The 14,769-nt window shown below is 37.9% G+C and carries 13 protein-coding genes; 11 read left to right on the top strand and 2 right to left on the bottom strand.

Features of this window, described 5'->3' with window-relative positions:
• Nucleotides 1–117 precede the first annotated feature (117 nt).
• Nucleotides 118–306, bottom strand: a complete 189-nt coding sequence (locus tag M1D81_RS09320; protein WP_025093227.1) for a hypothetical protein — start codon at nt 304–306, stop codon at nt 118–120.
• A gap of 252 nt (nt 307–558) precedes the next feature.
• On the opposite strand from M1D81_RS09320, the gene M1D81_RS09315 reads away from it, so the two are divergent.
• Both M1D81_RS09315 and M1D81_RS09310 read left to right on the top strand, forming a co-directional pair.
• A complete protein-coding gene (locus tag M1D81_RS09315) occupies nt 559–1,728 on the top strand; it encodes an FAD-dependent oxidoreductase (RefSeq protein ID WP_456264975.1) in 1,170 nt (389 codons plus the stop codon).
• A 42-nt stretch (nt 1,729–1,770) separates the two neighbouring features.
• Entirely contained in the window at nt 1,771–2,451 is a 681-nt protein-coding gene (locus M1D81_RS09310) for a TetR/AcrR family transcriptional regulator (RefSeq protein WP_456264976.1), read from the top strand.
• 1,207 nt (nt 2,452–3,658) lie between these two features.
• Here M1D81_RS09310 and M1D81_RS09305 read toward each other — a convergent pair.
• Nucleotides 3,659–4,891, bottom strand: coding sequence for a hypothetical protein (locus M1D81_RS09305; RefSeq protein WP_456264977.1), 1,233 nt, complete (start codon nt 4,889–4,891; stop codon nt 3,659–3,661).
• 189 nt (nt 4,892–5,080) lie between these two features.
• On the opposite strand from M1D81_RS09305, the gene M1D81_RS09300 reads away from it, so the two are divergent.
• The 9 genes from M1D81_RS09300 (at nt 5,081) to M1D81_RS09260 (ending at nt 14,756) form a co-directional block, all read left to right on the top strand.
• Nucleotides 5,081–6,784: a hypothetical protein gene (locus tag M1D81_RS09300; RefSeq protein ID WP_456264978.1), complete on the top strand. Its 1,704-nt coding sequence runs from the start codon at nt 5,081–5,083 to the stop codon at nt 6,782–6,784.
• Nucleotides 6,785–6,792: 8 nt separating this feature from the next.
• Nucleotides 6,793–7,359 (top strand): class D sortase, encoded by a 567-nt coding sequence (locus M1D81_RS09295; RefSeq protein WP_327823357.1) that lies wholly within the window; start codon nt 6,793–6,795, stop codon nt 7,357–7,359.
• A gap of 131 nt (nt 7,360–7,490) precedes the next feature.
• Nucleotides 7,491–7,898 carry a Rok-like winged helix domain-containing protein gene (locus tag M1D81_RS09290; RefSeq protein WP_087977606.1) on the top strand — a complete coding sequence of 136 codons (408 nt, stop codon included), beginning with the start codon at nt 7,491–7,493 and terminating at the stop codon, nt 7,896–7,898.
• A 324-nt stretch (nt 7,899–8,222) separates the two neighbouring features.
• Nucleotides 8,223–8,888: a helix-turn-helix transcriptional regulator gene (locus M1D81_RS09285; RefSeq protein WP_202738998.1), complete on the top strand. Its 666-nt coding sequence runs from the start codon at nt 8,223–8,225 to the stop codon at nt 8,886–8,888.
• Nucleotides 8,885–9,259: a RidA family protein gene (locus tag M1D81_RS09280; RefSeq protein WP_024427108.1), complete on the top strand. Its 375-nt coding sequence runs from the start codon at nt 8,885–8,887 to the stop codon at nt 9,257–9,259. Before M1D81_RS09285 ends, M1D81_RS09280 begins: the two co-directional genes overlap by 4 nt.
• Nucleotides 9,260–9,331: 72 nt before the next feature.
• A complete protein-coding gene (locus M1D81_RS09275; protein ID WP_456264979.1) occupies nt 9,332–10,435 on the top strand; it encodes a threonine synthase in 1,104 nt (367 codons plus the stop codon).
• A gap of 216 nt (nt 10,436–10,651) precedes the next feature.
• Complete coding sequence (locus M1D81_RS09270; protein WP_456264980.1) at nt 10,652–12,814, top strand: MMPL family transporter; 2,163 nt, start codon at nt 10,652–10,654, stop codon at nt 12,812–12,814.
• A 101-nt stretch (nt 12,815–12,915) separates the two neighbouring features.
• Entirely contained in the window at nt 12,916–14,100 is a 1,185-nt protein-coding gene (locus M1D81_RS09265) for a sensor histidine kinase (RefSeq protein ID WP_456264981.1), read from the top strand.
• A 5-nt stretch (nt 14,101–14,105) separates the two neighbouring features.
• The gene (locus M1D81_RS09260; protein WP_456264982.1) at nt 14,106–14,756 is read left to right on the top strand and encodes a response regulator; all 651 of its coding nucleotides are present in this window, start codon (nt 14,106–14,108) and stop codon (nt 14,754–14,756) included.
• Nucleotides 14,757–14,769 lie beyond the last annotated feature (13 nt).

The raw sequence follows: 14,769 nt of genomic DNA, 5'->3' as shown, positions 1-14,769 counted from the left end.
TTTCATTTGATACTGCTCTCGCAGAAATTCCTTCTCCATAAAAAGCCGTACATCTGATTGGTGAACTTGCAGGATCAATTGGACCGTTGTTCTAATGGCGGACTGTGTTTAGGTTTTTTAGCGATTGAATTGTTTTCGAAGAACTAGGCATGAGACAGCGAATACTGCGAAAGCGCCCGCTGATCCAGCAGCAAACACCAGCTCAAATTGTTCTGGTTTGGACTTGAATAACAAAGGGACAGAAAGAATGAGAGCCGCACCACTAAAGCTCAATCCTAATATGAACGTTGCCAATAATTTATTCATAGAAACACCTCTTACACTCAGAATTAGAACAATGGAAACGACTGATTCAAGAATCATTGTGATGATTCGACATCCTTTCACTTCCTAGTTGGAGTGTATCATATGGTGGCGGGCGATTGGTTTCTATTCATTAAAACACACAATTGTGAAATAAACTTTTAAACGAACACTGTTCTTTACGAACGGTGTTCGTTATAATATAAATGTGATGTGGCTTTAAACGATTTCCATAAAGAAGAGGAGATGCATACGATGACGGCATTATTTAAGAAACAAAAGCAGATCGCTATTATTGGAGGAGGGCCTGGGGGGCTAACACTTGCCTTAATTCTGCAAAATTACGGTATACAAACGACCATCTATGAGCGAGAGATGCATGACAAGAGTCTTGAAAGAGGGGGATCACTGGATATTCATGAAGAAACAGGTCAAAAAGCTTTAAAAGAAGCAGGAGTTTATGAGGAATTTCAAAGGAACGCCCGCTATGAAGGAGAAGATTTCCGTTTACTTGATAAATCAGGAAGAATTTATTTAGATGAAGAAACGGAATCAGATCAAAAAGGAACCCGCCCAGAAATTGATCGTGGTGTTTTGTGCGAACTGCTGTTAGATCAAATTGATGCTGAAAACATCAAATATGGATATAAACTAGAAAGTTGCATTTCATTAGAAAGCGGCATGACGGAGCTTCATTTTGAAAACGGAGTTGTTGAGACAGTTGATCTTGTCATTGGGGCAGATGGTGCTTTTTCTCGTGTGCGTCCTCTGTTAACAGATATTGATATTGAATACGCCGGACTCACGATGCTGGAACTGAATATCCTCAACGTAGAGATGAACCACCCTGATTTAGCTGAATTTAATAAACGTGGTAAGATGTTTGCTTTAGCTGACCACAAAGGACTGATTGGTCAGTTAAACGGAGATGGACGAATCAAAGTGTATGCAAGCCTTATGGTAGAGCGTAACTGGATTGAGACTTGTGGTATTCCGTTTCATCAAGCGAAAGAAGCAAAAGAACAATTATTAGAATTATTTAGTGATTGGGACGATCAGCTGAAAAATTATATTCGTTATGCAGAAGATGCCATCATTCCAAGACGGATTTATACGCTTCCTGTCGGTTTTAAATGGAACCGCCATAAAGGAGCAACGCTTATCGGTGATGCCGCTCATGTCATGTCGCCATTCGCAGGGGAGGGTGTAAACATGGCGATGTTTGATGCAATGGAGCTTGCACTTGCGATTGTTCGAAATCCTCATCATATTGAAAAGGCTATTGAAGAATACGAAGACAGGATGTACGAATATTCATCGGAGAAAGCTCATGAATCGGAAAAAAGTTTAAAGCTGTGTTTTTCAAAAGAGGCTGCCGTCAAGCTTGCTGAAATGATGAATTCTTTTCAAGAAAACGGTGATTGATGCTCAATTTACTATTTGACTTTGACATGTTATAAAGAGATTATGAACAATTCAAATCGTCGTATTATAAGTCGTCGGTCTCGGCCGGCTAAAGAGCCCTTAAGCCGTGAACTCATTGTGAAAACTGCCTATGAGCTACTAAAGGAGCAAGAGTTAGAGGGCATGAGTATGCGTAAGGTGGCTAAAGCACTCGATACGGGACCTGCATCCTTGTATGTCTACGTGAACAATTTCCAAGAACTAAGTGCTTACGTATTGGATTATGGTCTCGGCCAAATGGTTTACCCAAATTCAGTGAATGGCACATGGAAAGAACAGTTATTTGACATATTGCATACTTATTTCCTACTGTTATTCGAAAAACCTGGTCTTGCTGAAATTTCTCTTTCCACCATCCCGCAAGGAACGAACTTTTTACAGTTGACCGAACATATTCTCGCTGCATTGCATGAAGGCGGGATCAAATCTACATCTGCTGCATGGGGAGTAGACCTGTTACTGTTATACGTATCTTCCGTAGCATACGAAAAGGTCTCTTGGAAGAAACATGGCTCTTCGCAGATTTCAGATACAAAAAAAGCATTTCATGATGCAGACAAAACGCGGTTTCCTTTCATCCATAGCCTAAAAGAAGAAATGTTTGCAGGTGATACCGTATCAATGGAACGGTTCAGGTGGGGAATTGAAGTCATTTTGTATGGAATCCAGCAAGAAATCAATTAGAAAGGAGCACAAGCAAAAAGCAGTCAATGGCTGCTTTTTTTATATTTTCTTAACTTTTTCAACATATATAAAATATCTATATAATGTGTTCTACCAAAAATAAGAAAAAAGCATACCCTTACTTTAAGCTTAAACATATCAAATTTCTTCTTGCCCTTCACTCACAGAAATATATGAGTAGTCTTATAGTAATTCTCAAGTTTTATTAAAGGGGAATATTCCGTGAAAAAATAAGGGATATTTACATTTGGCATAAAAATCAAAGTTCTCTTGAATTGGAAATAAATCTTAATGCTCATTTTTTCAAATCAATTTTTATTTTTTCTTATTAATAAGTTACTTTGTGCTTATCTTTGATTTGGAAATCTCGAATTCAATTTAAAAAATATGTTAAACAAACAAAGAATCTTGTTGTATTATGTAAGTTTTATCAAAACTAGTACTTTAATGCTACGTGTTTTTAAAGATTTGAGTGAATTTACAGTATATGTTTTCCTCTAGTTTATAGGTGTCACAGTCTTTCGACAAAAGGGCCTATACATAACTTAGGGAGGGATTTATATTGAGTAAAAGTTTTGATTATAAAAGGAAAATGAACAGAGCGAAAAACAGGCGTAGAAAGCAAGCTGTTGCCATCTTGTCTGCTTCGGCGGTTTTATTTAGTCCAATTTCATTCAAAGGGGTCATACCAACATTTGGTGTTACACAAAACGTCGCTTCAGCTGCAACTATCAGTGTTTTTGACAATGAAAAATTAAATGGAAGTTTGAGTGATGATGGGAAGTTAAATTTAACTTATGAGGGAAGTGGTTTAGCTAACTTAGATTTACTAACATCAACAAATATCGTATTTCAAGTTCCTGATGAATTTCAAGAGGCAATCAATAGTGAAGAATTCAAAAACTCATTAAAGATTCAATACAGTGTACCGTTCGTAGGGGTAGGAGGCATTACTGTCCCAAAGAAAGGTGAAATTGCCCCTGAGGATATTGAGATATCTGGGAAAAAAATATACGTGAAATATAATAATATCTTCAGCTTAAATTTATTAAATAAAGGTGCTTATCAATTTAACTTAACTGCAGACATTCCTGAATATCCTAACTCTATTGAAATTCCTGATAACGGTATCTATACATTTGCTGCAACATCAACAGACAATATTCAACTAAATATATTACAAAACAGTGATGCAAAATTAGAAATATTAGCCCCAGATAAAGACGCTGATGCCGATGCGGATGCTGATGCTGATGCTGACGCGGATGCCGATGCTGATGCCGATGCTGATGCCGATGCGGATGCTGACGCTGATGCTGATGCCGATGCTGATGCCGACGCGGATGCCGACGCGGATGCCGATGCTGATGCTGACGCGGATGCCGATGCTGATGCCGATGCTGACGCTGATGCCGATGCTGACGCTGACGCGGATGCCGATGCCGACGCGGATGCCGACGCTGATGCGGATGCCGATGCTGATGCTGACGCGGATGCCGATGCTGACGCTGATGCTGACGCTGATGCCGATGCTGATGCCGACGCTGATGCGGATGCCGATGCTGATGCTGACGCGGACGCGGATGCCGATGCTGATGCGGATGCCGATGCGGATGCCGACGCGGATGCCGATGCTGACGCTGATGCTGACGCGGACGCGGATGCCGATGCTGACGCTGATGCGGACGCTGATGCCGATGCGGATGCTGACGCGGATGCCGATGCGGATGCTGACGCGGACGCGGATGCCGATGCTGACGCTGATGCGGACGCGGATGCCGATGCGGATGCCGACGCTGATGCCGATGCTGATGCCGACGCGGATGCCGATGCGGATGCTGACGCGGATGCGGATGCCGATGCGGATGCCGACGCTGATGCCGACGCTGATGCCGATGCGGATGCTGACGCGGATGCCGATGCGGATGCCGATGCTGATGCCGATGCTGACGCTGACGCGGATGCCGATGCCGACGCGGATGCCGACGCGGATGCGGATGCCGATGCGGATGCTGACGCTGACGCGGATGCCGATGCTGATGCCGATGCTGATGCCGACGCTGATGCCGATGCTGACGCTGATGCTGACGCGGACGCGGATGCCGATGCTGACGCTGATGCGGACGCTGATGCCGATGCGGATGCTGACGCTGATGCCGATGCGGATGCCGACGCTGATGCCGATGCTGACGCGGACGCTGATGCTGACGCGGACGCTGATGCTGACGCGGACGCTGATGCCGATGCTGATGCGGATGCTGACGCTGATGCCGATGCTGATGCCGACGCTGATGCCGATGCCGATGCGGATGCCGATGCCGATGCTGACGCTGATGCTGACGCGGACGCTGATGCCGATGCTGATGCTGATGCGGATGCCGACGCTGATGCCGATGCTGACGCTGATGCCGATGCGGATGGTAACGGTGATCCTAATCACCAGGTCGACTTACCCGTCACGTCGAATAACTGGTTGACTTCCTCCCTATTAGGATTATCTGCATTATTTGCTGGCTTATTGACTAGAGTACGTAGAAAAAATAATAGAGTATAATCAAAAATAAATTTATACTGCCTTGCCTATTGCATAGAAACTATGCAATAGGCAACTTTTAATGGAGGAAATCTTATGTACAATGAGAAAAGAACAAACTCTTTTGCTGAAAAATTAGTTCAACTTAAACAAGCAATTATAAGTGAAGAAAAGAAATTGATGCCCTCAGTTAAATTGCATTTTGGCAGAAAACAAAAATTTGTTTTGTTCTTATCTCTTGGAAATATGGATGAACGAGCAATTGTGTTTTCTGGTATTGGGAATACTGTGGAATCTGCATGGAAAAGTGCTGCAAATAAAGCCGCTAAACATATGAAAAAGCAAAAAATATTTGATTTTCTCTGGTTAAAGGCTGATCTTGTAAATCATATTGAAAGCAAACCATATACTATTTGGACTAGTCAGATCGCAAAAATGAGAAAAAATTACTTCAGAAAAGGAATTTCCTTTGACCCTCTCTTTAACACGGCATTTCTGGAACAAGAGATTAATGGAAATGCTCTAATAAAAGAATCCACGCACTCACATAAAATGTCTTTAAACGAAACAAATATTATCAACTATCTAAAAAAAACAGGAAAAAAACAAACTGCATTCACAATTCGTGATAATCAAATAATTTACGAGTTCACAACAATTTCTTATTTTTTGGAAGATAAACTTATAAAATTAAATAATAAAGAACAGTTTAACGGATTTCGATTAATTGAACTGACAAATAAAGAAATAAAGCATTTAATAACTTCAAGCGCTAATTTTTTAGCAAAGCAAGTAAAGGATAATGGAGAATTTATTTATGGTTATTTTCCTTGTTATGATAAAAAAATTAATTGGTATAACAGTTTACGCCATGCAAGTACATTATATTCAATGATTGAAGCTTATGAAGTTATACCAAATTTATATGTCAAAGAACAAATAGAAAAAGCACTTGATTATTTAAAAAAAGAACTAATATATACCGCCACGACAAATGATGTAGCATTTGTCGTTGATTGGAGAAATCAACAAGAAATAAAATTAGGAGCTAATGCAGCAGCAATCTTAGCATTAACAAAATATATGGAGGTTTTTCAAACAACAGATGATCTGCACTTAGCAAAAAAGCTGGCGAATGGTATTATTCATATGCAAATGGATAATGGATCGTTTTCACATGTTTTGAACTACCCCTCTTTTCAAGTAAAAGATGAGCATCGCATTATTTATTATGATGGAGAAGCTGTTTTCGCATTAATGAAACTCTATAATATTGATCGAAATGAATCGTGGATTAATGCTGTAGAAAAAGCTTTTGCTTATTTTATTAAAAATGATTACTGGAAACATCACGATCATTGGTTAAGCTACTGTACAAATGAATTAACTAAATTCCGACCAGAAGATCAATACTTCCAATTTGGTCTTCAAAATGTGAAAGAAAAACTAGATTTCATTTATCATCGTCAGACAACTTATCCGACCTTTTTAGAATTGATGATGGCGGCTTATGAAATGGTGAAATTAATATATAAACTAGAAAAAGATTATTTATTAATTGATTTTCCAGTAGAATATTTAAAAAAAGCTATTGAACATCGAGCTTATTATCAAACTACTGGCTTTTTTTATCCAGAATTAGCAATGTATTTCAAGAGACCGAAATCAATTATCGGTTCCTTTTTTATTAGACACCATTCTTTCAGAGTCAGAATAGATGATATCGAGCATAATTTATCAGGTTACTGCCGCTACTTTTTAAATAAAATTTCTGAAAAGAATAGAGTGGGAACAAGATGAGACGGATTATGAGTCAATTGTTGATTTGGATTGGTGTGATACTAATTATTTATTGCGGAATTCAAATATTCACTTATAAATGGAATTCAACTGAGGAACTTCATCATGCTCAAAAAATATTAACAGAACAAAAAAAGCATATTGATAAGCAACCAGACTCTATACGCTTTTCCCCTAATGAAGGTGACGTTATTGGCATTTTAAAAGCCCCCTCTATTCAATTAAAAGTCCCTATCCTAGAGGGAACTGATAAAATACAGCTTAGTAAAGGTATCGGCCATCATATCAAAACAGCATTCCCAGGCCAAATGAAACAAATTCTATTATCGGGCCATAATGATTCTTCTTTGCGAACGATTGGTCAACTAAAAAAAGGAGATGAATTGACAGTTGAAATGCCTTATGGTGAATTCCACTACGTTATGACAAAAAGTAAGATTGTACACGCTGATGATCGAACGGTTGTAGATCTTAGTAGTAAACACGAAACATTACTTTTATCTACATGTTATCCCTTTCATACAATCGGCCAAACTTCACAGAGGTATGTTCTTTATGCAAAAAAACAGCAGTGAGATTAAATTTCAATAGTTGTTAAAACGTTTTATATTGAAATTAATATAGATGAAAAGTGATAAAGATTACTTGAAATTTATCACAATCAAAAGATATGAACTGTAATTCTGTAATTGGGGGATATTCATCTATGTATAAAGAGAAAAAGAAATTACTCAAACAACTAGAGGAATTAAATGTTTATGAGAGAAAAGTTTATGACGAAATCGCATCTAAAAAAAGAGAAATCAATAAAAGATTGCGAGAATTAGATGAAGTTTATCATAAAAACTTTGTACCGAGACATGTAAAAATAAATGGAGAAATGGAAGATCGTTTGATTGCTTATTACGAAGCAATTCAATTATTTGAAAAAAATCCTGAAAGAGCTTTTTCGAGTAATGAAATAAGGCAGCTAATATTTTTAAAGACAGGTTACAAAATCCCTTCATTCAGTTATTTTTATCGAAAACTACGAGCAATTAATCCTTATATAGTTAGAGTAAGACATGGTTATTATAAATTTTCTCCACATTCTAAAGATGATAAGGAATCGTAGCTTTATGATATTAAGCAGCAACGACAACATGCACTTCTTGAAGTGTTGTAATATTATCCATTGAGTTTTATTTACTTTAGAAAATGATATCTTAGTTTTACCATCTATTCATGTAGGATAGATGGTTTTTTCGTGCGGACTCAAAATAGTTGTTAAAAATTTTTCTTTAGCAGACCAATGTGCTTGGCAATGAATGAAATTCAGTCCTGAATATTCCCCTTCCGTCTTCAAATCTTCAACAACATATATAAAAAAATCTATATATTGTTTTTATATATAAAAAATTATATAATCTAGTGGAATAAACAAATGAGGTGCTTAGGCATGGAAAATATAAAGAATTTATTAGAGAGCTATATTCCTTTAGCAAAATCTACGGCAAAAATGTTTGGACCAAATTGTGAAGTCGTTATTCATGATTTAACGAACCCACAAGCATCTGTCATGTTTACAGTCAATCATCATGTGACGGGAAGAAAAATCGGTCAATCATTTGATCATTTGGTAAAGACTGTTTTACAATCAGAAGATTTTAAAGAAGATTATCTTGCTGGGTATACATTTAAAACAGAAGACAACCGTACCATTCGTTCTTCGACTTCATTAATTCGTGATTCGAAGCAAAAGGTGATCGGGGCATTCTGTATCAATTTTGATGTTGAAGCATTGAATCAAATGCAGCAATTTATGGATACTTTTCTTTCTACAAAAGTTGAAGTTCAAGAGAATGAAACAACATCAAATGATGATCTTGAAAATGTGGAAGGAATCGTAGATCAATTGATTCAACAGATCATTCAAAACAGTGTTCACCCAGTTATGAAACGTCATGAAAAAATTGAATTAATAAGGTTCATGGATGAAAAGGGAATCTTTTTAATGAAAGGTTCAGTTGAGAAGGTCGCATCTATGTTAGGAATTTCTAAAGTCACCGTCTATAGCTATTTGGATGAAATCAAACATAAATCGAATGAAGGGGAAACGAAATGAAAAGCATCCTCGAGGTAGGGAATCTAAAATCCAACGGACACTATGCATTCGCAACCATTCATCAAAACACGGTCTATGTTTCAGGACAATTTGCCATCAATCCCGAAACGAGAGAAAAAGAATTCGGCCCCATTGAGGAAGAGACATTACAAGCGCTTAAGAATGTGGAGATGATTGTAGAAGCAGCCGGAAGTAAAAAAGAAAAGATTTTGCGTATGACATTATACATTTCTGATATTGAACTATGGGACAAAGTAGATGCGGTTTACACTGAATTTTTCGGTGAACATCAACCAGCACGTACTGTTGTACCAACGAATGAATTACATTTTGGTTTCAAAATTGAAATTGATGCTATTTCTTATATTTAGAATATTTTTTTGCCCATGATATATAAAAAAGTATATTTTATATAAAAAATTATCCAAAGGGGTTGATGATTGATGAATCAATTGATTTGTAACCATTGCGGTAAAAAGTATGAGATGACACCAACTTTATGGAAATGTGATTGTAACGGCGTATTAAACCTGGTGAAAGATACCCCTAAAATAGATATTGCGGCTTGGAATCACTACCCAAACTCATTATGGCGTTATGTTGAAACCATGCCATTTTCAAAAGGTTCTAAGACTTGGGAATCTGTGACAATGGGTGAAGGTCAAACTCCGTTAATCGTTTTAGATCCTCATGAGCCAAACACTTATGTAAAAGTTGATTATATGATGCCTACGCTATCCTTTAAAGATCGAGGAGCTGCTGTTTTAATGACAAAGGCAAAGGAATTAGGGGTAGCAAAAGTCATTGCGGATAGCAGCGGGAATGCAGGAACGGCGATTGCCGCTTATGCAGCTCGTTGCGAGATTGCATGTGACATCTATCTAAGCGATGAAACTTCACCTAAAAAGGTCGCTCAAATAAAAGCCCATGGAGCACAGGTTAAAGAAATTCGCGGTACACGCGAGGACATTGCTGCTGCTGCCCAAAAAGCAGTAGACGCCGAAAACGTTTTTTATGCAAGCCATGTGTATAATCCCTATTTTTTTGAAGGAACAAAAACATACGCTTATGAAATCTATGAACAAATAAAAGGAGCACCTGATGCTTTAATCATTCCTGTTGGAAATGGTACTCTCCTCCTAGGTGCGTATTACGGTTTTAAAGAGTTATTTGAAAATGGTTTGATTCATAAAATACCGAAAATCATTGCCATACAAGCGAAAAACTGTGCTCCTCTTGTGAAAGCTTATCAAAATGCGAAAGAATCAGCATCGCCTGTTACGAATACAGGAACCTTGGCAGAAGGGATAGCCATTGCTGCCCCGGCGCGCTCCAAACAAATTCTAGAAGCTGTACAAGATACCAATGGTACATTTATAGATATTGAAGAAGATGAGATATTGAATGCACGCTCTAAACTAAGTGAGAAAGGATTTTATGTGGAAGTGACATCTGCAGTCAATTTTGCTGGCTACCTGAAATATAAAAAGGAATCAAAAGAAACAATCGTCATCCCTCTTTGTGGTGCAGGAATTAAATCAAAATAACCCGATATGACTATTACAACTGATCCGGAATTGGCCAGATGATGATATAGATAAAATGAACGCTCTCTATAAATAGAAGGGTATCTCAAAAGAGATGCTCTTTTTCTTGCCTGAATGTACAATCCCTTTTGCCCAAAAGTACAATTTTACTTCACTATTTCATTACGTAGAATAAAGAGGTGAATATCATGAATTCGATGAAAAAGGAGTAAGTGAATGGCTAAATTTTTATATAACTTAGGAAACTTTGCTTTTACTAAGCCTAAACGAATGTTAATCGGTTGGTTACTTATTTTAGTAGCTGTAGTGGCAGCAACAATAGGGACAGGCGTTTCATTTAATGGAGATATGTCGATTCCAGGAACAAAATCTGAAAAAGCGATGGATCTCTTGGAAAAGAAGTTCCCAGCAGGTGATGATGGGGGAACGATTCGTCTGATATTTAAAGCACCTAAAGATGAAACTTTAGAAGCAAAGAAAGTGAAACATAAAATTAATGAGACGATAAAAGAAATTAAAAAGGATAAAGCAGTTAAGCAGGTGACCGATTTATATCAGACCTTTACGATAAGTAAAGATAAGAAGATAGGATATGCTGATATTACGTATCGAGTGAAAGCGGATAAGGTAAAGGAATCCTCAAAAGAGAAAGTATTAAATAGCATAAAGATTTCAAGAGATGCCGGCATCCAAACGGAATTAGGCGGCTCCGTCACATTCTCTGAAATTGAAGTAGGCGGGATTTCTGAAATCATAGGGATTGTCTTTGCCTTCTTGATTTTAGCCTTTACATTTGCTTCACTTTTGGTCGCAGGATTACCAATATTGACGGCTGTGATTGGGTTAGTAATAGGTGTTATGGTCATTTTAATCACCTCAAACTTTGTAGACATGTCTGCATTTAGTCTCACATTAGCGGTGATGATTGGTCTTGCAGTAGGAATTGATTATGCGCTGTTTATCATTTCAAGATATCGACAGCTGTTAGCAGAAGGCTACAATTTGAATGAGGCTGCTGCTAGAGCAGTGGGTACCGCAGGAAGTGCTGTATTATTTGCGGGCGTCACTGTTATTGTTGCATTATGTGGACTTGTATTAGTTGACATACCGTTTCTAGGTATCATGGGTCTTGTGGGAGCCTTTATGGTACTATCTGTTATGCTTGTTTCTCTCACGATTGTTCCAGCTATACTAGGGCTTCTTGGAGATAAGGTGAGTCCTTCCAGGAAAAATAAGTTATTTTCTAAATTACAGCCAAAAAAAGAGAAAAAAACAATGGGCTGGGGAAGATTTATTCAAAAGCATCCGGGTAAAATAATGATAGGTGTCATTTTATTGACAGGATTGATAAGCTGGCCAGCACTTCATATGGAGCTTGGTCTTCCGGATAACGGGATGAAGGGCAAAGAAACAACTGAACGTAAAGGATACGATCTTTTAGCAGAAGGATTTGGCAAGGGGTTTAATGGACCACTTGTTGTCATCATAGATGCCTCTCAAGCAGATAAAGCGATGAAGTCCAAGTCCATCGAGGAATCATCAAAATTGTTAGAGAAAATGGATGGTGTCAAACAAATCACGCCGGCGATCCCTGATCAATCGGGTGAATACGCAATGTTAACAATCTTACCTAGAAGTGGTCCGGAGGATAAAGAAACGAAGCAATTAGTGAAAGACATTCGAAATGAATCGAGTGTGACTGACACAAAGTTTCTTGTGACTGGTTCTACTGCCGTGAATATAGATATTTCAGATAGACTCAGTGAAGCATTGCCAAAATTTGCAGGAGTCATTATTGGATTTGCTTTTGTGTTAATGATTCTTGTATTTAGATCACTCCTTGTTCCATTAAAGGCTGTACTAGGATTTTTAATGACATTAACTGCTACATTAGGTTTTGCTGTCTTTGTTTTACAGGATGGACACCTTGCCCCATTGTTTGGAATACCTGCAGCAGGTCCTCTGTTGAACTTTATGCCTGTACTAGTAACAGGAATATTATTTGGTCTTGCGATGGATTATGAAGTATTTTTAGTTAGTAGAATGAGGGAAGAATTCCTTCTATCTCAGGATGCAAAGAAATCAGTTATTTCTGGCTTACAGCATAGCGGCAGGGTTGTAACTGCAGCAGGCTTAATTATGATTTTCGTTTTCGCAAGCTTTATTTTTGCGCAAGACTTGATTATTAAAACAATGGGATTAACATTGGCATTTGGGGTTTTATTCGATGCATTTGTCATTAGAATGACCTTTATCCCTGCTTGTATGATGCTATTAGGGCGTGCAAATTGGTACTTACCTAAATGGCTGGCACGATTACTCCCGCATATTGATATTGAAGGAGAGTCAATTGCCCAAAAAGAAAAGAAGATTATATAATTTATTCTTTTTGAAATGTTAAAATTCTAATACCGCCATTGCCTCTTTCACAGGCGGGCGGTATTTTTCGTGTTATGATAGGATTTGGAAGGTGAGTGTTTATGGGTAAGAAACGGATAGACCCATTTAATGAAATGATATATTCCCGAATTCCCACGCTATTATGGGGCATTCTTGTGTATGCTGCAGCGATGATTTTTCAGTTTTTAACAGTATCTTTATCGCTTTCAAGTTTGTTTTTTTCTGGCCTTTTTGCAATTCATCTGATTTTTCATTGGTGGTCATATTATTGGTTCCAGAAGAAACCTTGGATTTATTTCTTCATACAAGGAATCGTTATTCTACTTTGTGTTTTAGCCATGCCAGCTGCCTCTCCTGTTATTTTAATTGGTCTTTTACCGATCATAATTGCTCAGAGCATCGGTGTATACTATCATACATTAAAGATTATTTTGACAGGCCTTTGTTTTTATGTGCTTTTTTTTCTAGCTCTTATTTTGGCTAATGATACAGATGATCTGACTGTCTACATTCCGATTTTATTTCTTATCCTTATTGTGGTCGTTGCGTACTCTATCTTATTTTTTAGACAAGTAAAGGCTAGAATTCGAACTCAAACGTTTCTAAAGGAACTCGAACTCGCACATCAGCAGGTGGAAGAGTTAACCCTTGCTAATGAGCGTCAAAGAATGGCTAGAGATTTACATGATACCCTTGCACAAGGGCTTGCAGGCATTATTATGCAATTGGAAGCTGTTCAAGCACATTTAGAGAATCAAAATACTCAGCGTGCTCAAAGCATTATCAAGGGCTCAATGAGCCAAGCGCGAAAAACATTAGGTGAGGCACGAATGGTGATTGATGATCTTCGGAAGGATCGTCATGACCAATACGATTTAACTGAAACAGTGAAAAATGAAGTCAATCGATTTACGACAGCAACGAATATCCCAATTCGTACAAAGATATCTGTCCCTCAGAATATGTCGCCTTTTTTTATTGAACATACTATTTACATTATAAAAGAATGCTTAACGAATGTTTCAAAACATGCCAAAGCAAGCCATGTCGAGTTAGTGATGGTACAACAAGGTGATCACATCCATTTGGAAATAGCAGACAATGGAGTAGGGTTTGATGAGAAAAAACGAGAATCCACTTTTGGACATTACGGCATCATTGGTATGTCAGAGCGTGTCCGGCTGCTTGGTGGAGAGATCCAATTGAAAAGTAAAAAAAATGAAGGTACACAAGTAATAGTGAACATACCTTTGAAAAAGGAGTAAATACAGTGTCTTATCGAATTGTGATTGTTGATGATCATTATGTTGTGAGAGAAGGATTAAAATTAATTCTTGAAACAGACGAAAGATTTGAAGTTGTTGGAGAAGCAGAAGATGGGAGAAAGGGGATAGATGTGATGAAAGAAAAATCCCCTGACCTTGTATTACTTGACCTCAACATGCCTATGATGAGCGGGCTTGATATGCTTAGAGAAATGCAGACTCTTCAAATAAAAGTTCCCGTACTCATTCTGACTACTTATAATGAAGAGAAATTAATGATTCAAGGGTTACAGCTTGGTGCAAAAGGCTACCTCTTAAAGGATGCCAGCAGAGAAAACTTATTTAATACAATTGAAGCAGCCATCAGAGGAGACATTTTACTTCAATCAAATGTGGCCTCAAAGGTATTTGAATCAACCACCCACAAAGAACCTCAAGCAAAATTGAAAACAGAAAATCATTTGCTTACCGAAAAAGAGATGCTCGTTTTGCAAGCAGTAGCTAGAGGGTTCCGGAGTAAGGAAATTGCATTTGATATGGGAATTTCCGAAAGAACTGTAAAAGCACATTTAACAAACATTTATCAAAAATTAAATGTGACATCAAGAGCTGAAGCAATTAAAACATCAATAGAATTAGGAATCATTCATTTTTAGATTTCATTCTCTT

The sequence above is a fragment of the Bacillus sp. JZ105 genome, assembly GCF_053903125.1.
Note: the sequence above shows the minus strand (reverse complement) of the source record. Positions and strands in the feature narration are given on the sequence as shown.